This window comes from Elusimicrobiota bacterium, from assembly GCA_016721625.1.
Classification (GTDB): domain Bacteria; phylum Elusimicrobiota; class Elusimicrobia; order FEN-1173; family FEN-1173; genus JADKHR01.
Window position 1 is genome coordinate 996,671 of record JADKHR010000001.1, and the last position, 20,050, is coordinate 1,016,720.

General features: G+C 58.2%; 13 protein-coding genes and 3 pseudogenes. All 16 read right to left on the minus strand.

The window, feature by feature from the left end; genetic code table 11:
* Window positions 1-714 precede the first annotated feature (714 nt).
* The 16 genes and pseudogenes from IPP35_04245 to IPP35_04320 all read right to left on the minus strand — a co-directional run bounded on the left by IPP35_04245 (window position 715) and on the right by IPP35_04320 (window position 19,909).
* The gene (locus IPP35_04245; protein ID MBL0058317.1) at window positions 715-2,868 is read right to left on the minus strand and encodes a glycosyltransferase family 2 protein; all 2,154 of its coding nucleotides are present in this window, start codon (window positions 2,866-2,868) and stop codon (window positions 715-717) included.
* A 52-nt stretch (window positions 2,869-2,920) separates the two neighbouring features.
* Window positions 2,921-3,727 (minus strand): putative sugar O-methyltransferase, encoded by an 807-nt coding sequence (locus IPP35_04250; GenBank protein ID MBL0058318.1) that lies wholly within the window; start codon window positions 3,725-3,727, stop codon window positions 2,921-2,923.
* A gap of 78 nt (window positions 3,728-3,805) precedes the next feature.
* Window positions 3,806-5,269, minus strand: a pseudogene (locus IPP35_04255) (glycosyltransferase).
* Between the two features lie 67 nt (window positions 5,270-5,336).
* Window positions 5,337-5,918: an acyltransferase gene (locus IPP35_04260; GenBank protein MBL0058319.1), complete on the minus strand. Its 582-nt coding sequence runs from the start codon at window positions 5,916-5,918 to the stop codon at window positions 5,337-5,339.
* Window positions 5,905-7,334: pseudogene (locus IPP35_04265) on the minus strand (capsule biosynthesis protein). The gene IPP35_04260 and the pseudogene IPP35_04265 overlap by 14 nt, the downstream one beginning before the upstream one ends.
* A 287-nt stretch (window positions 7,335-7,621) precedes the next feature.
* Entirely contained in the window at window positions 7,622-8,464 is an 843-nt protein-coding gene (locus IPP35_04270) for a hypothetical protein (GenBank protein ID MBL0058320.1), read from the minus strand.
* A 61-nt stretch (window positions 8,465-8,525) separates the two neighbouring features.
* Window positions 8,526-9,389, minus strand: a complete 864-nt coding sequence (locus IPP35_04275) for an ABC transporter ATP-binding protein (GenBank protein ID MBL0058321.1) — start codon at window positions 9,387-9,389, stop codon at window positions 8,526-8,528.
* A 79-nt stretch (window positions 9,390-9,468) separates the two neighbouring features.
* Window positions 9,469-10,296: a hypothetical protein gene (locus IPP35_04280; GenBank protein MBL0058322.1), complete on the minus strand. Its 828-nt coding sequence runs from the start codon at window positions 10,294-10,296 to the stop codon at window positions 9,469-9,471.
* Complete coding sequence (gene gmd, locus IPP35_04285; protein ID MBL0058323.1) at window positions 10,293-11,330, minus strand: GDP-mannose 4,6-dehydratase; 1,038 nt, start codon at window positions 11,328-11,330, stop codon at window positions 10,293-10,295. The genes IPP35_04280 and gmd overlap by 4 nt, the downstream gene beginning before the upstream one ends.
* 251 nt (window positions 11,331-11,581) lie before the next feature.
* Complete coding sequence (manA, locus tag IPP35_04290; protein MBL0058324.1) at window positions 11,582-12,739, minus strand: mannose-6-phosphate isomerase, class I; 1,158 nt, start codon at window positions 12,737-12,739, stop codon at window positions 11,582-11,584.
* Window positions 12,736-13,443: a DUF4143 domain-containing protein gene (locus IPP35_04295; protein ID MBL0058325.1), complete on the minus strand. Its 708-nt coding sequence runs from the start codon at window positions 13,441-13,443 to the stop codon at window positions 12,736-12,738. The genes manA and IPP35_04295 overlap by 4 nt, the downstream gene beginning before the upstream one ends.
* Before the next feature lie 55 nt (window positions 13,444-13,498).
* Window positions 13,499-13,888: pseudogene (locus IPP35_04300) on the minus strand (AAA family ATPase).
* A 113-nt stretch (window positions 13,889-14,001) separates the two neighbouring features.
* Window positions 14,002-15,267: a DegT/DnrJ/EryC1/StrS family aminotransferase gene (locus IPP35_04305; protein ID MBL0058326.1), complete on the minus strand. Its 1,266-nt coding sequence runs from the start codon at window positions 15,265-15,267 to the stop codon at window positions 14,002-14,004.
* Window positions 15,268-15,901: 634 nt separating this feature from the next.
* The gene (locus IPP35_04310; protein MBL0058327.1) at window positions 15,902-16,843 is read right to left on the minus strand and encodes a glycosyltransferase family 2 protein; all 942 of its coding nucleotides are present in this window, start codon (window positions 16,841-16,843) and stop codon (window positions 15,902-15,904) included.
* A complete protein-coding gene (locus tag IPP35_04315; protein MBL0058328.1) occupies window positions 16,840-18,954 on the minus strand; it encodes a glycosyltransferase family 39 protein in 2,115 nt (704 codons plus the stop codon). The genes IPP35_04310 and IPP35_04315 overlap by 4 nt, the downstream gene beginning before the upstream one ends.
* Window positions 18,955-19,132: 178 nt before the next feature.
* The gene (locus tag IPP35_04320; GenBank protein MBL0058329.1) at window positions 19,133-19,909 is read right to left on the minus strand and encodes a WecB/TagA/CpsF family glycosyltransferase; all 777 of its coding nucleotides are present in this window, start codon (window positions 19,907-19,909) and stop codon (window positions 19,133-19,135) included.
* Window positions 19,910-20,050: the final 141 nt, after the last annotated feature.

The following is a 20,050-nucleotide window of genomic DNA, read 5'->3' on the forward strand; positions in this document are numbered from 1 at the left end:
TTCCTCCCGCCAATAATCACTGGGATGATTTCTCCCGTCCCCGGCAGGGCCTGGTTTTTCGCGCATGGCCACCACCAAATCGCGGACATGTTGGTAATAACGATAGACCTCCGCGAGGGAAGCGCCCGGTTGTTCGGTGCCCAAGTCCGAGGAAGCGCTTTTGACCGTCATTTCAGGAGGGTGCCTGTCACAGGATGCACGCGCGCATTAACAACACTCGAGGCCCAGAGGCGCAAAAACCACGCTCCCTTTTTTCTAAGCACACGCGCCAGACTCGCACCAATTTGCTGTCACAACTCGAACCAAAGGAAAACGGCAATTTTCCAAGAAAGGAGCGGCCTGGGGTTAGATGGAGAGTCTTGGCGTGGGACCACCCAAAAACGGAGTCACGGTCCAGGACAGCCACCAGATGGCTCAACCAACGGAGATGCGCGGAGTAATGATTGCCAAACCAGCTAAAATATTTAGCAGAAAAAACGTCCCGCCCGGCGTCCGCTGGCCGTTCATCATAAATCACCACGCGGATATCCTGATGAGATTTGGCCAAGACCGACCTGAGAGGGACAAATGGGGAGATCGGTTGCACACGGGGATGCCAATAACGATTAGCGAGCGTTCACACATGGGGGACGCACTCCGGACCCACCGTTACTGTGGCCGCTTCCGTCACGATGTCCGCACGCGTTGGAATCCCCAACGCTTGGTCCAAGGTTTTCATGGCACGAGAACGAAGCATTCCATTGAGGTCGAGGGCAGGGAACGGCGCCTCACATTTCGCCAGGGCTCGTTCAAATTCATTCGCATTTTCGGGCCGAACTGGAAACAAAATGGCTTCAACTCAGGCGGCAAGCGCTGATGTAGGTTCGGCGTAAGAAGGACGTAACAATTTGTCACCAATGCATCGAGAATTTTAGTCTTGAAGCCCCGTCCAAAGTCCGAGAATACAGCCATGGCCCGCGCTTTCCTCAATGCTTCGAAAGGCGATGGTAAAATCCCCCATTGTTCGACCCGGGTGGAAGTCACTCCTTTCTCAGTCTCCCCAGTCAGCGCAAACTTCCAACCCAGCGCCCGCTCCGACAAACCGTCCACGGACTTACGGAACCGTCGCGCGTTGTCAATAGCAAGCGTCCCCGATAGAACGGCGCCTAAGGAGACGCACAATTTCTCTTTCGGATGAGAGGCCGGCCCGCTCGGAAGATACAGGGTTGGCAGGAAATAAGGCGCGCACAAGACGTGGGCCCGCCCCGCCAGCCACTGATAATAACGAACATCCCCCTCCGCGATACAGAGGACATAATCGGCCTCCGATGCGGCCCAGAGGTCGGCAAAAAACAACCGGAACAAAGCCCTCAGGCTTCCCTGTTTGAATGACCCAAGGCCGCCGGCTCGAAAATAGTCCCAGCGGTGAAGAAATTCAGCGTTGTGGGCCCGGTAGAGAACGGGCGAAGAGCTGTGACGTTTCAAATACGCGATCGACCGCGGAAAGGTGCTTGGAATATCCAGCAAGAAGGCTCCGTAGCGTCCCATTTCAATACGTTGAAGCAACAACGACAACGCGCCGTCGTCCCGCTCCACGTATAATTCCTCCGACAGGATTTGTCGCTTCGCAAAATATTCTTTCCGCCCTTCTGCATCCTTTCGACTTCCGTGATAAAAGAGGTTGGGATCCCCCATATTATTCGCGGGAAGGATGTGAAGGACGGGCTTTCCCGCCTGAAGTCGCCGAGGGGGCTCCGAGAAGAACGCTCGCCGAATCCGCGCGTGGATAGACTTTCTGATTAACTTCCCAGTTCCCCACAAATATCGGGCCCAAAACATCGACCCTGCCATTTTTCGACGGACCCGTCGCCGCCAACGCTTGGCGCCCACATGGATCCCATAAGCCCAACGAACCAGCCGCAGGCGCTCAAACATCTCGTCGATCTCCCAGGCAGGCGCCAGAGGGGACGCACCTTTCCCACATCCAACCGCCTGTATCCAGTCGTCCCAATTCGACTGCGGAGGGTCCGCCATCCGTAATTCTTCTCTCAGCAATGGCGCGAGTTTCTTCGTCATTTGCCGGAAGAACCCCCAACCAAGATACTGGCGACGGAGGGCCCTTCCGGGGTCCTCGCCGGGTTCCCCTAGCCGGAAAAAAACCGTCGACATCGAAAGGACTGGCATCGCTTTGGGGTTGTCCGCCGCAAACAATTGTTTCAATTGTCTTTGCACCAACAGTACAGGTGCTGCGGGTTTGGCGGTTTCCCGTCGATAGCGAATGGCCTTTGGTTCAAAACGAATCCCCATGCAAATGCAGTTCGGCCAGAAGAATACGGTCGGGAAGAATTTCCTCGCGAAAAAACCACAGCGAGCAAGTATCGTGCTTCGAATCAGTCCGTACACCGCTTCCCCGGACCCCATGGCGTCATGGGACGCCGCCTCCAGGCGCGCCCAGGGAGGCATATCAGCGCTGTCAAAGTGAACGGGAACCTGTCCTAATTCATGCCCGGCCAAATCGATCCGGTGGGTCCTCCCATGGGCGAGGACCGAACCCGCTTCCCTGTCCAGCCGCTCCCTCAAATGGAGGAGCCAGTCCCGATGTAAAAGGTCGTGGTCCCCGCACCAGGCGAAGTATTCCGCCCCGGTTTCTTGAATGGCCCAGCGGGCACACTCGGCCCATGCCCTCACCATCCCTTGACGAGCGGGAGATCTCCGGAGAGATAGGCGCGGCTCGCGCCGAGCAAACTCCTCCAAAATCTCTTGTGAACGATCGAAGGACCCATCATTCAAAGCGAACACCCGGAATTCCCCATCCGATTGAGAAAAGAGGCTCTCCAGGGTTTCTCCCAGGAAGGTGGCGCTGTTGTGAACGGGGATTCCCAGGGCCACCCCCCGCCTTTCCCCTCCCCGCGCGCGATTCCGTTTCCGGACATCCCGGTGTTCATCCGAAACTCGCCTCGGCCGCGTCCCGGACCCGTGTCGGCCCGGCCGACGTCCGGAGCCGCCCACACACATGGAGGTATTTCGGCGCATAAAATTCGGCCCGCATCCCGGCCCACCCCACGCCAGGAGGAAGCGTCACCGCCCGCGCGGTCGTCGACATGTCGAGCGTGGTATAATCCACGGGCAGGACATCGATTAAGGTCAAATCATAGTGGCGCGCAAGGAGGGGATTCAGGTCCTCCAATTCGCGGTTGTATTTGGGGCGCGACCGATTCAGGGAGTAAAGCCGGGGGGTTCCGAGTTCCGCTGATTTTTCCAGATAACCTTCGACCTGGCCTTTCGTCATTTCCTGAAACGACACCATGTTGAGGGTCAGGTCGACGCGCGGGGGCTCAAAACCCGCCAGAAACGTGTTGGGCAAAAAGATGAAATCTTGGCTCTCCCAATCGGCGAAGAGGTCCCGATCCGGCACGTCTCCGTACATGCGGATCCTGGCCGCGGGGAACACCGACCTCAAATAGGTCGCCGAAAAAAGGAAGAGTTCAGGCAAATCGATGATGACGTAAGTGGTGTCGGGACGCCACACCTTGAAATGGTAGGCAAATCCCCCCCACCCGCCACCGATCTCCCACACCATGGCCCGTCGCCCGGATAGGGAGAGTTCTTCCAGGAACCCAGCTCGGTCCATCGCGATCAAAGCCTCGTAATATTTCAGGGTATCGAGATTGACTAGAGAGCCCCCGATGTTGAATCCGAATCCCCCCAGCGCGCCGGACTCCTGAACGAACAGTCCTCGGTCGTCCATCCCGGAGAGGGCGGAGTTTCATCTCATGCAAGCCGCGCCGACGGTCCTGGTTGGACCTGTAATCCCACCTCAAACCCGTTAGTGGTAGGTGTGTTGCCGCAACCGTTCGATGATGCGCGGGGACGCCTCCTCCATGTAATCGAAGTTAGCTAGTTCCTCTTTCCAATAGTCGCTGGCCGGACCGGCCCCGTCGCCTTTTTGAGCTACCTGGATTGCCCGGACTCGGTCCCGGACGGTCAGGAAATAAGCGAAGGCGGCTGCCTTATCGGCCGGGCTTCCCGTCCATCCTCCGCGTCCTGCCCGGAGCGGGTCCAAGGCGGGTGGCACCGGGCCGAGTCGTATCCCCGCCTCCCGCGGACCGTTTCCCCCAACCGCCGGCGCCCCGGCCAATCGATACCATATATTCCGGAACCGCTTCCTCATCTGACGGCCAACGGGCTGCCAGCGGTTTTCCCCCCGTCGCCAAATCGAAACGAACCGTTCGAGCCCACTGACCCCCGACGGGGGCGTCTTAGACAAAGGTGATTGCACGGGTTTAGCAAAGGGCGCTTTCGCCCTCGCATTTTCAAATTTCGCACGGACGTGGGCCAGCACATGGCGGACGTCCAGCAATTCATCGCGGGACGCCACGGGCGCCTGCGCGAGATGATTTAGGATAAACTTAACGAGGGGGCCCAGTCGCGGATCGTTTTCCGCGCTTTCCTCTCGAATAAGTTCCCGATGCTTATAACCCATTTTGGTCGCGTAAAGAGTGGCATGCCACCAGCGGGCCAGCAACTGTTCCTCCGTCTCCTCCTTCGCGAACCGGGCGTTTCGAATAAAGAACGTCACGTGCGACGTCACGGGAAACCTCGGCGCCCCCCCCGTCGGCGAAAAAAGAGTGCTCAATTGGCGCTGGATCGCGGCACGGTCCTTGGAGGTGTATGCGGTCAATCGGCGAAACCGTTGAACCTCCGATACGCATCGGACCCCCCCGTGAAGATTGATTTCGGAGACCAACAGGCGGTCCGGATAAATTTCGTCCCGAAAGAATCCGCACGATTGGAGAGCGGGATAACGAAATAATCCGTAGACTGCATCCCCGGCCCCAATAGACAAGCCCGTGGCCCGGTCCACACGGGTCCATACGTCGTCCATTGACGTATCGAACCTAACGGACATGGGCCTCAAGACCTCCCCTTCCATGGACATATGAAACGTGTCGGCATAGGCGAGACTGAGCGCGCGGTCGCTTTCCAACGCTTGAACCAGCCCCTCCAACCATTCCGGCGAAACGCGGTCGTGGTCACTGAACCAGGCAAAATAAGCGGGAGGTCCGGATTCAGACGCCAGCTCGGCCACACGGCGCCAGGCGCCGATCATCCCCAGGCGCCCGCCTCCGTGAACCAGGCGAAAACGAGAGTCCCCCCTTTCCTCGGCCCGCAAGATGTCCAAGGACCCATCCTGGGACCCATCGTCGAAGAGGATGGCTTCAAAATCGCGGTGGCTTTGTCCCCGAAGACTATCAAGGCTTCCTTCAGGAAGCGAGGCCCGATTATAAACGGAATCCCACCACCAAACGCTGACGCTCCCCGGATGACACGCTCATAATTTTACCCCCTTGGTTGACCTATCCAAAAAATGGGACCCATGGATCCCATCTCAGCTGGTAGCGCAAATCGCGCGACCGTTCTCGTATAAATTTTACCGGATTGCCCCCCACCACGTGAAAGGGTTCAACGTCTTTGACCACCACTCCGCCAGGAAGGACCACCCCGCCGCGCCCGACTCGAACACCCGGGAGAATGATCGCGTTGGCGCAAATCCACGCATAATCCTCAATCGTCACACCCGCACCCTTCGTCGCAAAAACGGGCGAATCAATATCGTGCCCCTTGGTCAGGACCAGAGTTCCGTACGTGAGGGACACGTTTTTCCCAATGACGATGGGGAAACGGTTGTCCAAGCGGCAGCCGTTGTTAATGACCGTGTGCGCTCCCACCCGCATGTTCCCCCGCCGCGAGACCCGAATGTCCCGCAGGAGAGAGGCCCCCGGACCGATATCGAATCCCATGATATGCCGGTACCACCACAGCCGCCACGCGCTGAACAGCACGCGGGCCACCACGTGGTTCGTCAGAAAGACCAAGAAGAGATCCCGGCGATGGGTGGTTCGCTTTCGAAAGGAAGCCAAGCGATCACGCCACGGCATGGGATTCCATCGCCGTTTCGGCGGGAAAAACAAACGGGGTGCCTTTCAAAATCCCATCGCAGATGATATCCAACCCAGGGTCTTTTCCGGGAAGCAGATCCTCGAGCGTTCGAATGCCCAGGCCAAACGGCGCGGCCTTGTCCGAGGTCAACGTCAATGAGGAGAGGGGGATCATTCGCCGCATGAAAAAATGATACGCGTATTTGCGAGCATCGCGCACTAGGTCCGGAGAGAGCCGAGGCTCGGCGGAGGGTAGGCGAGCCAGGACCCGGAAATAGTCTTTTTCATCCGAGACGTCCGTCGTGAGTCCTTTGTTGCGGATCCAGGCCTCGCCCGCCACGATGACCGGGATTCCCATGCTAGTGAGCTCCACCCCTGTCTTTGTTCCGTAGATGAGGACCGCGTTGCACTTCCTCATGGCCGCGTAGGTGTTGATATGGCTCTCCGGCGGGATGACAAACACGTTGGGGGGGCGACGCGGAAACGCCTTGTCAATTTCTTCAACCACAAATTGTCGGGACGGCTGAAGCCCACGAATTTCGGCCGGATGGACGCGTATGAGGAGTTGCAGGTCAGGGCGAGTTTCAAAATAACGGATCGTCTTTACGATCCAATCCAACATGGTCGGGAAAGCGTTCGCCCGATAATGGAGTTGAGCGTCCCACATCACATTGGTCAAAAGACCTACGATGGTACGCGCAAGGTCAATCCCCGTTTCGGCCACCAAGGTCTCCTCCTTGTCATCGGGGTGTCATGAAAATAGATCCAATCCTGGGAGCCCCACCACCGCGTTTTGAGATAAGCCTGGATAGCTTCGTCCATCGCGGGAGTGAATTCCATGGTTTTCCAGGTGGACACCGGTTCATCCAACAGCGTGTGGTGATAGGTGTCCCCATGCGAAAAGATAAAACATCGCTTACGGTATGCCACGTTCCAATTGACCACGGGGACCCCCCGGGCGCGGCACACCTCTCCTGTCACCCCCTGGGGAACGTAAATCCCATGATGAAAACACGAACCCGCGAAGCGAATTCGCCGCGCCAGATGATCCGTGACCGCCGCCGCCAAGAGTGCGGCCTCAAAATATTTTCGCAGGATCTCCTCCCCTCGCGGCTGACCGTCCAACGTTGCGGTGCTAAAATATCGGAGGCATCCCGCATAGGCGTGTTCCCCTATAGGTAGGTCGCGCCACCGGAAGGTCGGAATTTTGTCCGCCGGGAGACCGTTGGCCAGCGTGCGCAAATCCTGCCGTTCCAAATGCGACAACTCTTCGGAATAGAGGTGGACGGGCAGGCCCAAGTCGGAAAAGACACGGCGCCGATCCACGCAGGGTCTGCAGGCCAACTCTCTGAAAGTCCCGTCAAAAAATGTGTTGGGCCCCGTTCGCCTGAATTTGGTGTTGAAGCAGGCAGGCATGACCTCATCGCACAAAAGCAGATGGACGTCCGCTCCTCGAAGGGTCAGTGCTACGGAAAGCAGGCTCTCCAAGATGGAGCTGTTATAGAAGGCGGGGACATTGTTGGCCATGAGGATTTTTGGTCCGGTTCGGCTCCTGTCCAGGCTCTCCTGCCAAAGGTCTCGATTAGCCTCGAAAAATAAAGGCCAGTTAGGCAACCGCCCATCCAGGGGAGGCGCGCCACGGGATTGGCCCCGACCCGACACGCGCGGGCGCAATTTACCCCAGAGCGACCGCACACGGCGCATCATGACAGCGCCATGGGGTGCCACGCGCCACCGGGGGTGAAGAGGCCCTCTCCGATTTTCTCCGGATCCTGAATGGCCGCGTTCACGAGGCGAACCGAGATCTGGGAGTTAGCGATCCAAAGCCGTTCCATCATCAACCGATGGGTCTTGAAGAACCCTTTTTCTTCCCGGAAAACACATAGGGTAGGTGTCCCCGTCAACGCGCCAAGAAGAGGTAACCCCGAAAAGGATCCCAGAATCATTCGCGCTTTTCGGGCCAATTGAATAAACCGGTCCCCCATGTCTTGAGGGGGAACCGTCATCCCCTCCACCCGGCTGAATTCATCCGCCATTAAATCTGGATTGGCATCGAACGTCGGACTGCACAGGAGAGTCTGTCCCCGCCCGAACGCTTGGGCACCCAAAGCGGCCGCCCGGACCCATTCCACGTTCTCGGGCGTGGCGGGGAAAAATGGGTTCGCGGGCCACCGGTGAAGGACGATCGGCCATTCCGTTAGCCTCGTTCCTGATTCCGGAGCCAGGCGAGGCAACGGCTCAAAAGGAATCTCGGGAGCGATTCCCCCTCCCCAACTTGAAGAAAGGGCGTTCATTAACGAAGAGGGATGCAAGATATCTATTTCAACCAACCCCAGCCGACTCTTCGTTTCTTCGATAAGTCGACCTTCGATGGGGGTGAACTCGCGTTGCTTTCGCCCCCCCAGATTCCAAAGAAAGTCCCTCGTTGGCCCGTCGAGGGATTCCCCAGAAACCAGCTCTGATAAATCAACGTATTCCATGCCCAGAGAACGATAGATCGAACTCAGATTTCCGCGGGAAACGGCTACCCACCTACGTTTCTCCATACCCGGTCTCTGGCGAAGGGAGTTCAAGAAAGGGAGCCAATAGAGCGCCTCAAACAAAGAATTAGACAACCACGGCCCAACCAGGACGGGGGCGCGCACTCGAACATACGCGATCAATGACCTGAGTTAAGGGCCGTCGCGACCCCGCGGCCCAAGCCACCCAATAGAAGGTCGGGGCGTTCGCATCTAGGAGGCCGACCCCGGGTCCCCGCTCTTTCCCGGGGGACAGAGGTTCGCTTGAGGATGCGTTGGCCAGGAGGGGAAGGATCCCCAATCCCTCCTCGCGGGTTCCTTCCCAGAACAAGCGGCCCGAATGCAAGATACGGCATTGGGAAATTGCCTCAGGGGCTTTTTTTGCGGATCCGGCCAACACTAAAACGGTTTTCTCTCTAAAGATTTCCGCGAGGCGGGATTGATAACATTTCTCAAAGGCTGGCGACCCAATTCCCACGCTCTCATCAAAAACAAAGATGTCCCCCTCGCCAAAGGACCCAGCTGCTTGAGGAAGCCCTTTCGTCACGATTGGCGGCACATCCTGAATTCGGGCGTCCAGCCAGGGACCAAATTCGTAAAAGTCCGCGACCTCGGTGACCCGCGACCGTAGCGATCGACCCGGGACATGGCAAAGAGCCAAAGCGAGTTCCAGGTATTCTCGCAACGTCATGAACGGGTGCATTCCCATTTTGCCTTTTCCGACAAAACAGACGCGGCCCACGACGCTGACCTGGCCTTCGTCCGGACGATACTGTCCTGTCAGGAGCCTCGCCAAAGTGGTTTTTCCAGAGGAGGGTCCTCCCAAAATCAATAATTTCTGGCAGTCGCCCACTTCAACGCTGACATCCTTCAAGGCAAAGAACTCCCCCGGCCGCAAGGTGTGTGCATAGGGTGGGTGGCGTTTCTTGAACACATCTTGGAGCGCGTACATCCGGGAGAGCCTGATTTGGCCACAAAATACTTTGGAGACGCGATCCAAGCGGAATCCAACTTTCATTGAAAGCCCGGGGTCATCGGGGGATCCGCTCAGTCATGATGGGGATTGCCCGAAAAACGAACCGTTCGGCGATGATAAAAACCGCCACGACCAAGGCCATCGATGGGAAGTATATCCAATGAGAGGTGTGCCATCCTTCCAGGACCCAATCCCGGGGAATGTTCACCAGGTAGGTCATGGGGTTCCACTTATTCAATAAGTGGAGGAGACCCTCGCTCGGCATCTGGTAAAAAACTGGCACGCACCAGACTAACGCTGATGATAGGTACGGGGTGGCAAACCGAAAATCGTTGAAAATAAAAGTGAACGGGAAAATAAAGATGGCGATGGAAAGCCCTGTCAAAACCATTAACGGGATCGTCGTCAAACATAAAATGGTCGTTGGCGCCGGGAGAAATTTGAAAAAGAAGCAGGCTACGACGAACATCACAACGTAAACAACAAGATTAAACGCGACATGGGACACAGCAGCCAAAAGGATGGCCCGGTGGGGGACATAGGTGTCCCTCATGACCATTCGAAGGCGATAGGCCATGAATTGCGCAAGATTGATGGTGTCCCAAAGAACTTGCCAATAGATGAACCCTGCTAGAGCATAGAGTTCGTAGGGGTAGGCGGCCTTCAATCCCATTGAAAAATGGCGCCCAACAAAAATGAATGGAATTCCCGTCAGTGTGGCCCGCAGGATCGGCCACACCCCGCCAAGGAGAGTTTGACGGTATATGAAACGAAATTCCCGGAGGAACAACAACCACCCCAACGATAACACCGATGTCCAGTGTTGCATGTCAGTTTGGTGGAAATAGGTGGGGCACCATATAGGACGATGGCGCTCGCTCATTGGCCGAACGGTCCGACAAGGGCCGGAAGATTCAAGTGGTTTAAATCATTTCGGACCATCATGGCAACCAATTTATCGAAAGAGACATGAGGGCTCCACCCCAAAAGAGACTTTGCCTTAAACGGATTCCCAATCAACAAATCAACCTCTGCGGGGCGAAGGAATTGCGGATCAATGGTCACGACGACTCGGCCCGTGAGCCGATCGATCCCTTTTTCATCGACACCTTGCCCGCGCCATTCCAATTCGATACCGGCGACCTCAAAAGCCAACTCCACGAGACGCCGAACAGTGTGGGTTTGGCCCGTCGCAATCACAAAATCATCGGGTGCTGGGTGTTGGAGCATAAGCCACATGGCCTCAACGTAATCACCCGCAAAACCCCAATCCCGCTTCGCCTCCAGGTTCCCCATTTTAAGTTCTTGGGCCAGTCCCATCTTAATCCGGGCCACCGCGTGCGTGACCTTGCGGGAAACGAACTCAAGTCCCCGGCGTGGGGACTCGTGGTTGAACAATATTCCCGAGCAGGCAAAAAGGTTGTAGCTCTCGCGGTAGTTGACTGTGATCCAGTGGCCATAGACTTTGGCGACACCGTAAGGACTTCGGGGGTAGAAGGGTGTTTTTTCGTTTTGCGGCGTCTCTTGGACCTTTCCAAACATTTCAGAAGAAGAGGCCTGGTAAAATTTCGCGTCGGGTTTGTACTTTCGAACTGATTCAAGGAGACGGGTCACCCCCAACCCTGTCACATCCGCAGTTAAGGCCGGTTGGTTCCAAGAAACGGGAACGAAGGATTGGGCCGCCAAATTATAGATTTCATCGGGTTTCACCACCCGAACAGCCTCGTCCAATGAAGATTGATCTGTCAGATCTCCATGGATAAATTCTAAGCGGTCTTTGATGTGGGAAATCCGTTCGAGGCTGTCGGTGCTGGAACGGCGCACCATCCCGAACACCTTGTATCCCTTTTCCAAAAGGAATTCCGCGAGGTAAGATCCGTCCTGCCCCGTTATGCCGGTGATTAGAGCCTTTTTCATTGGTTCTCCTAAATGGTCAAACAAATACCTTATTATTCTTCAACCCAAGAAATAAACTACCTCTGACCAAGGTCACGCTCGGGTTTTTTGGGTGAGAAAAATCAATCCAATGGTTTGGAGAAAACATTGTACAAATTTTCTGGCTTTGGCGGTGTTCGGCACGATCGTGCTGAGGGTGAACCTGAAACGAACCCAAGGGGGCAGTGGGCTCTTGACCCAGATTTCCCATTTGGGCGCAAGGACCTCGATGGTCAGAGGGTTTGGATCAGGAACCCGAGTCCCGAACAGGGGGTGGCAGAACCCGGGGGAAGGAGCGAGACGACAACGGGACTTCTCCTTCGACCCAAAGAAGCCCCCCGGGAGAACGACATGAAAAAACCGAAGTTTCTCGATGTCATCCGAAGCCGATGAATCCCCGCTTTCAGGGGGCGCGCACAGATTTTTCCTTTCTGGACCCAGAGCGTGGGAGAGGAACCCTTTTTTTGCCAAAGAACGGGGCGATTGAAAAGAATCGATTTCAAGGCGCTCCGAAAACGGACGGGTTTCGACGTCAATCCCAGACGTAGCACGTTATCGGAGTTTCGCATCACCTCAACACCCACGCCGCGAAGGTAGGTGTGCGGGACCCCGGGACGGATTTCCAGGCTTTCGCCCGGCATCAACCGGCGGAAGTTCATGAAACAGGCCATCAGGCAGGCGGGGTCGGATTTCGGAAGACCGTGTTCCGCCCATAGGCGGCGCAGCCAGAGAGCGCGAGGGCCCGATGGGAGGTTTCTTCGGCCGAAAAGCTCCTGGCCGATGGCCCGAACCCGTTCCGGGGACAGGCGAAATAAACGTTCGACCAATCGTTGGGTATTAGGGCGTGGGCCGCCGACGAGGGAGATGATTTCGCCACACCAGACGTCCTGCCGCAGAACGTTCCATGGGAGAAATCCGGCCAGAACGTCGAAGGGTTGGAGGGCCAGGAGGAGTTCGGGTTTGGCGACGGGGTCGGGAAAGCACCGGTCGGGGGAGTCGCGCGGAATGCCGGCCGCATTCTCCCGGGCGAACCCCGCCTTGGATTGTTTCTCGTCCGGATGGACTTGGAGAGAAAGGGGGCGGGCCGCATCGATGATTTTGATGAGGAAGGGGAGGCGGGCTTCTTTCCTCTGCTTGCCCGGAGGGAAAAAAAGACGCGCGTTTTCCTTTAGGAAACGGTCCAGGGGGATTCGCTCGCCTTGCTCCGTTTTTACCAGGGATGGCGCCGTGGGGTGGTCCCCGAACCAGAGCTCGGCGTAGGGAGTATTCGGCTGGGGACGGATGCCCAGACAGCGCGGAATGAAGGCTCTTTTTCCCCTGGCTCCCCAATCGTAATGCCTGACGCGGGGGAGGAGCGGAATGCCGATCGTCATCTCCGAATGGAGGGTCATTGAAAAATCTTTCCCGTCATCAGTAAATCCGAAAAATGGGCGAAGGAGTAAACCTCTACGCCCGAGTCCAGTATAAGAGCGGGGCCTTCCGGGTAGACAAGGATTCGACGGATGAGGCCAGGCAAAGGCGCGATGGCGCGAAGACCGCGAAGCCAGTGAGGCTGAACCGTCCGTCCGGATTTGACCTCAACCGCCACATGCCGCCGTCCCTTTGTCAGTAAAAAATCCACCTCCACATCTGAATCGGTGGGGGCCCAGGTACGGCATTCGTCGCAAACAGCCCGGTAATCCATGCAGGCCCGAATTAACTGGGCCACCAGACCTTCAAAGAGCGGTCCACGCTCCTCCGGCGTGAGAGGGCCCGACACGTGCTTGATGGCTCGAACCAAGCCCGGATCGCACCAATACCACTTCGGATGACGTCGTTCCCGCACCCGAAGTTTGGATTCGAAAGGCAACACCCTGAAACAAAGGAGAGTCTCTTGGAGGATGTCCAGATAGCTGTCCACGGTCGCTCGGGCGATACCCGCTTCCCGGGCGATATTGCTGGCGTTCAGGGTCTGCCCGTTTAGAAGAGCGGCAATAGGGAGGAACCGTGCGAAAGCCGGAAGGTTCCGAACCACTGCTTCGGCCTGAATCTCCGCTTTCATGTAAAGTTGGGCATAGGCGGCAAGGCTTTCTTCCTTGTTCTTGGAAGAAACCACGATGGGGAAGCAAACCCGTTCGCAAGGCCGACTCCAGCCGAAACGCGCCGCCGAGCTCTTTCGGGTGGAACGGATGCATGTGCCGCTGAAGCGCCCGCCCCCCCAGCAGGTTCACCCCGGCTCGTTTAAGCTTGCGCGCGCTGGAACCGCACAGGGCGAAGCGGCGGCCCTCGTTTTCAATGGCGCGGTGAACCTCATTCAGAAGGTGAGGGAGCCGCTGGAATTCATCCACGACCACCCAGCGTCCTGTCGGCACAGCCCGGATCTCGTTCGAAAATTGCGAGGGATTTGCCAAGAGGCGTTGGAATATCTCTTCATCCAACAGGTCCACCACATGGGCAGACGGCAGATTCTGTTTCAACCACGTGCTCTTCCCCGTGCCGCGGGGCCCTAAAAGGAAAAAACTTTGCCGGGGAAGAGGGAGGAGGCGGGGATATTGATTCATAAATCACATTGTAACATTACGTCGTAATTTTACAATATACTTTGCAAATATATTTCCCTCCTCCGACGTCGGTCTTTGTCCGAGATTGTTTGGAAAAAACGAATACCGCTCCCTTAAAAAGGGCTCGAGGTTTCGGAATCGGGCGTAGGGGAAGAGGGAGGTTTGGGAAGGGGAATGTTCATCGTGGGAGCTTGGACCGGGAGCCCCATGGAGGGGACGGCGGGCGAGGGGATGCCGAAACGCGGCGCGGGCCCGGCCCCGCCGGCGCGGAGGTGGGCCTCTCGATCCACGGCTTGGGCCACCTGGGCGATCTGGGTCATGTTCAGGTGGGGCCCGATGGGGAGGCTAAGAACCTCGCGGCTGGTCTTCTCGGAAATCGGAAAAGCGCCGGGTCCCCACTTCATCTCCGCGTAGGCCGAGGAGAGGTGAGGCGGCTCGGCGTAATGGACCATGGTTTGAATGCCGACAATATCGAGGGCCTTGGCGATTTCGGTCCGTCGGGGGTGGCGGATCACGTAACGGTGCCAAACGTGGGAGGTCCCCTCTTGGTTTAAGACCTCGGGCCGGGTCAGCCCGGGAGTGTTTTCCAGGGCTTTTTGATAGACGGCGGCCTGTTTGCGGCGAAGGTCGTTCCAGGCCTCCAGCCGGTGAAGTTTGGTGCGGAGGACGGCCGCCTGAATTTCCCCGAGGCGGCTGGTGATGCCCTTCTCCGCCCCGAACTTTTTGCCCCGAAATCCGAAATTCCGAAGAGCTCGAATGCGCTCCGCCAATTCCGCATCGTTCGTCAGGATCGCGCCGCCGTCCCCCACCGCCCCCAGATTGAGCGTCGGGTAAAAATCAAAAGCGGCGGCGTCTCCCCAGGAGCCCGCCCGTCGTCCCCGATAGGAAGCCCCGTGGGCCTGGCTCACTTCCTCCACCACCTTCAGTCGACGGGCTTTGGCGACCTCCAAGATCGGGGCCATATCGGCCGGTTGGCCGAACATGTGGTGGACCAGAATGGCTTTGGTTTGAGGGGTCACCGCGGCGGCGATCTGGGTGGGGTCCATGTTCATGGTGCTGGGGTCCGGCTCCACCGGGACCGGCACCGCCCCCACGGCGTTGACCGCAAACCAGAGGGAAACGAAACAGTAGGCGGGAACAATCACTTGATCCCCGGGCCCAATACCCATGGCACGGAAGATGAGGAAGAGGGCATCGTACCCGCTGGAGACACCGATGCCTTGGGAGGTCCCGCAATAGTTCGCGAACTCACGTTCAAACCCATCCAGTTCCGGGCCCAAAATATAGACGCCCGAGGCCATGACCCGCCCGATGTCGGCGCCGATTTCGGCCCGAAGTTCGTCCTGCGCCAATTTGATGTCCATGAACGGAATCTTCATAACCCTTCTCCTCCTCGACAACCGAAAACTCGGATCCTCAGGACACAGCCCACCCGCCCCCTAAGATAAACATGAATTTCCATTTCGGTCAAGGGTTTTTATTCGCATGCAAAAAACCGCGCGGCAACGAAAAACAGAGCGCGGGGGTAATTCAGAGGGATAACGTAAGAACGCGGAAAAAGTGTTTTAGGAAGCAACGAGGATGGAGGATCAATTTAGGGGGTCTTCTGGGTTTCGTGTAAGAAAAAATGGAATGTCTGTCGTCGATCAGGCGCTCTTGAACACCTGTGCTGGCCAACCTTCGATCGTTCCATGGGGTTCCACCCCCTGGACCCCAGCCAGGCGCTCCGCCCTGGACCCGGCCCCCTTTCTTTTGGACACGCAAAAGAAAGGGGGGAAAGAAAACGTGCCCCGTCGGCTTCCGCGCGCCGTTTTGACGGGCGGCCCTCATATGTCCCTTCGGGACCAGTCTCTGTCGGCTTCGCCGACAAAACGAGACTGGCTCGGCTCAACGGCCTATCGCCGGCACAACGGGCCGCGCCGCAACCGTCAAAACGACGTGCTCAATACGCCTCAAGGGGTGGCGGGTCAAAAAAATTGCATAGACTTGTACACGAAACCGGAAAGGCCCAATTCAGGAATCTTTTTCGTTCCCCCAGAACCGACGGATGATATAGGTGGGGCGATCTTTGGCTTCATCAAAAATATGGGCGATGTATTCGCCGATCACCCCGAGGGCCAACAGTTGAGCGCCACCCAGGAGCAGGATGATGGCGATCAACGAGGTCCACCCTTGAACGCTCCGGTCCGTAAACAACCGAACCCATAAAGCCCAGGCCAAAACTCCCCCGCTGGCGAGAAACGCCATGACCCCCGCCATGGTCACCAGCCTCAACGGCACCCGTGAAAAAGCGGTGAGCCCGTCCAGGGCGAACCGGACCATTTTCCACATGGAAAATTTGGTTTCCCCCGCCGCCCGGGGGGGTCGATCGAAGGATACGCCGATTTGACGGAACCCGATCCAACTCACCAGCCCCCGCAAAAATCGGTTTCGCTCGGGAAAAGCGTTTAAAACGTCCACCACGCGCCGGGCCATCAAACGAAAATCTCCGGTGTCCGGCGGGATGTCCACCCCCGCCAGGGCCCGGAGGGTTCGATAGAAAAGGGCCGCGGTGACTTTTTGAAGACCGTTTCCCTCCCGGGACCGACGGACCGCGTAGACCACGTCGTAACCCTCCCGCCATTTTTCGACCATCGTCACCAGAAGCGCGGGCGGGTCTTGGAGATCGGCGTCCATGATGACACAGGCGCGCCCCTTCGCCGCGCGCAAACCGGCGGTCATGGCGCTCTGATGTCCGAAATTTCGGGAAAACTCGATCACCTTCATCCGAGCATCGCCCCGGCGCAGGGATTCCAAGCGTTGGGCGGTGCCGTCGGAGCTCCCATCGTTGACGAAAATCGTTTCAAAGGTGAGGCCGGTGGGGGTCAAGGTCTCCACCAAAACCCGGGCGAATTCCGGGACCACGGCCTCCTCGTTAAACACCGGGACGATAACGGAAAGATCGGGCGCGTTCACGGACCCACTTCCAGCGTGCCGGACCGGGTTTCTCCCGCCGGGACAACGCGAAGGCCCGACAAACGAATTCCGTAGGGCCGACGGGCCGTCGCCCCCAAAGAGAGGGTTTTCTCGCCCAAACGGCTCAGGAAAAAACGGGGAACGGAAAACCAAGCCACTTTCATCCTCCTCAAACGAACCTCCAGTTGATCCTCTGTGACACCCTTTTTCAGGGACAATCCCAATTCGGCGAGAACGGAAACAGGGCCCATCCGCCCGGAAACGAGAACTCCCCCTTCCTCCTGGAAGATCACGCGCCCCTGTTTCAAACCCGGCGCCCGCTTCAACAAAAGAGAGGCGGCGGACTCCTCATCCCAAACGGCGGATTGAATGGAGACCTCCTGCAAATCCAGCAAACGAGGCCCCCCATCGGTCATCGCCAGGCGCAAACCGTCCAAATCCAACCGCACGTTCCCCAAGACCACCGATTTGAACTCCATTTCGCGAGCCATGATCTCGGCCCGCTGGGACCCCGGAAAACGCACGCTGGGTTTCGCTGAAAACCGGACGTCCTTCCAATCGATTCCCCCCCACCCCGCAAGCGGGGCTCCCCCTGGGATGGGGCGGGCGTTCAGATTTCGGACGAACAGAAGGGCTTCATTTCCGTCGGGAAGCGTCCACCGGGAGGATTCAGTGAACTCCCGCTGGAACCATCCTCCCGGCAACAAGATCTCTTCTCGGGCGGCGGTGGGACGAGCCACGCTGCCCGGGGGTCCCAACGACCCTGTCTTCACAATAACAAAATCCGAAAACTCTCCCAAACGATCGGTTTTGGTTCGGACCGTTAATCGATCCGACCACCCCCGGCTCGTGACCGTCCAGGTCAAATTGTTCCCGTTCAAATAGGCGTGGTTCGAAACCAAAATCAGAGTGGAAGGTCCCGTCCGGTCGCCCCGCATGGAGTTCGCTTTTTCGAGCATTTCCGAAAGGGGCCAGGCTTGGGCGACAGGGGCGTCGCGCCACCGCCCGCCGGGCTGGGCCCAGAGGGATGAAATCGCCATCCCCGCACAGACCGTGGCCGCCAACGCGGGGATTCCCATGGGCAAGGAGGAAAGGGCGATGGGGAGGACCATCGCCGCCGGGAGCAGGTAACGCGGGTCTTTATTGGACACCGAACTCCAAATCGCGTAGCTGAAGACGAACCAAAGAGCGAGAACCAAAGTGCCTTTCATTCGTCGGAAAAAACCCCAGGCCAGGCCCGCCATCCCGCCCAAAACAAACGGGCCGCCCCACTGGGCCCAGAGGATCCGAACATACCACAACCAGCCCGCCAAGGTCCGCCCGGAGGGGTCCCCCTCCTGAACACCCAACCCCGCCACGCGGGACAATTTGGGAATCACAATGAAAAGGTTCGCGGCATACCAGGGGGCCGTCACGAGGACGGAGAGAGCCAGCGCCGCGAGGATGTGGCGCCTATTTTTTGATTTCAGAAGCCCCCAGATCCCGGCCCCCACAACCGGAAGAAGGTAGGTGGGAAACGTCCACTTCACCAAACACCCGATTCCCGCGGCCAAACCAAACGCCAAAGACCAGCCCAAGCGAGAGAATTTATCGCTCCAGGCCCAACAGCCGTAAGCGAACACCACCATGGCCGCCAGGGCCACGTCGACGAGGGCTTCGTGAGAGAGGAACTGCAACGGCGGAGCGAACAGGGCCAGCGCCGCGGCGGCCAGGCCCGCGCCGGAACCCCAAAATCGGCCCGCCACCAAAAAACATCCCACCGCCAACACGCCCAAAGAGAAAAACTGCAAAAGGAAGACGGCCCCATCTTCCGGCGAAGCCCCGATCGCCCGGGACGTCGACATCCCCGCCGCCATCACGAAATGCGCCACTGGGGGATATGGGGGATGGCCTGGAAAAGTGGGTGTCAACAGAAGGCCCCGAAGGTTCCCCTTCCAAGCGGCCTCGGCGTAATGATGAGCGGTCATTAAATGGACCGCCGAATCCCATTTGGGGGGGCGCGTGTCTTTTTTGAGCCACACCGCCAAAAGAATTCCCTGCGCCAAAAGGAGCCCGGCCAAAACCATGGGCCCCCGAAACCGGCCCCGCCCCCCATCCAACCAATTTCCCATATTCATCTCCTGAAAAGCGGCTTGCCCTATTTCAGACGGATCCCGTTCGTCCGTCATTTCGCCAACGTGCGTGGGTTTTTGCCGTGGGAGGGAACGGGCCCGTCCGCGCGAGAGTTTACCAAAACGACCGCGGGTCCGTACACCATCAGGGGTCGAAGGAGAAGCACCCCTTTCGCTTTTAGGACCGGGTGCTTGATTCCCCCGAACGGAGGACCCGCGCGACGAAGAGGGGGAGGCCGAGCATTCGACCGGCGCGGCGAGGCTCTTGGATGAGGCGGAACAACCATTCCAGGCCGACCGCGCGCATCCAGGCGGGGGCTCGACGGAGACGGCCGGAAATGACGTCGAAGCTTCCGCCCACGCCCAAGACGACCTTCGCGCCGAGCCGATGGAGGTTTTGATGGATCCAGCCGTCCTGGCGGGGGGTGGAGAGGGCGACAAAAAGAAGGTCGGGGCGCGCCGCGGCGACGAGGGAAAGGACGGCCGACTCCCGCAGGGCTGTGGAAGGGGTCGAAACGGCGTCCGGTTCAAAATAGCCGTGGCAGGTTCCGACAATGGAAAGACGGGGGTGGCGAAGGAGCAATTCTTTCCCGGCGGCGTCGGCGACGCCGGGAGCGGCGCCCAAGAGGAACACTCGCCATCCGCGTTCGGCGGCCCGGGCGCAGAGCCGGTCCATTAAGTCGATGCCGGAGATTTTTTCCAGGCGCCGGCCCTGGAGGAGGGCGGCCCATTGGACGCCGGATGAATCGGGAACCACGAGGTCGGCGGAGCGAAAAGCGGCGCGGAGCGCGGCGTCTTTCTCCGCCGCGAGGATCATGAGGGGGTTGGCCGTGATGATCTGCCGCGCGGCGCCCTCGGCGACGAACGTTCCCACGAGAAGTAGAACGTCCTCTCCCGTGATCGCGTCAACCGAAACGCCGAGGATGGAAATTCGATCGGTCGGGGGGGATACCATCAAAAAACACCCCTCCCTAACCCTCCCCTTGGCAAGGGGAGGGAACGACAAACACGCTTGGGATATTGGCGCCTTTGGGGAATTCCCCTCCTTCGTAAGGAGGGGAGAAAGGGGAGGTCAAAGCCGTTATCCGCCTTCCAT

What these genes read in the sequence shown, in the direction of transcription:
- IPP35_04250 (MBL0058318.1), bottom strand. Translation starts at nt 3,727, where the DNA reads ATGGACGACCGAGGACTGTTCGTTCAGGAGTCCGGCGCGCTGGGGGGA.
- IPP35_04260 (MBL0058319.1), bottom strand. Translation starts at nt 5,918, where the DNA reads ATGCCGTGGCGTGATCGCTTGGCTTCCTTTCGAAAGCGAACCACCCAT.
- IPP35_04270 (MBL0058320.1), bottom strand. Translation starts at nt 8,464, where the DNA reads ATGGAGAAACGTAGGTGGGTAGCCGTTTCCCGCGGAAATCTGAGTTCG.
- IPP35_04275 (MBL0058321.1), bottom strand. Translation starts at nt 9,389, where the DNA reads ATGTACGCGCTCCAAGATGTGTTCAAGAAACGCCACCCACCCTATGCA.
- IPP35_04280 (MBL0058322.1), bottom strand. Translation starts at nt 10,296, where the DNA reads ATGAGCGAGCGCCATCGTCCTATATGGTGCCCCACCTATTTCCACCAA.
- gmd (MBL0058323.1), bottom strand. Translation starts at nt 11,330, where the DNA reads ATGAAAAAGGCTCTAATCACCGGCATAACGGGGCAGGACGGATCTTAC.
- manA (MBL0058324.1), bottom strand. Translation starts at nt 12,739, where the DNA reads ATGACCCTCCATTCGGAGATGACGATCGGCATTCCGCTCCTCCCCCGC.
- IPP35_04305 (MBL0058326.1), bottom strand. Translation starts at nt 15,267, where the DNA reads ATGAAGATTCCGTTCATGGACATCAAATTGGCGCAGGACGAACTTCGG.
- IPP35_04315 (MBL0058328.1), bottom strand. Translation starts at nt 18,954, where the DNA reads ATGGGAAATTGGTTGGATGGGGGGCGGGGCCGGTTTCGGGGGCCCATG.
- IPP35_04320 (MBL0058329.1), bottom strand. Translation starts at nt 19,909, where the DNA reads ATGGTATCCCCCCCGACCGATCGAATTTCCATCCTCGGCGTTTCGGTT.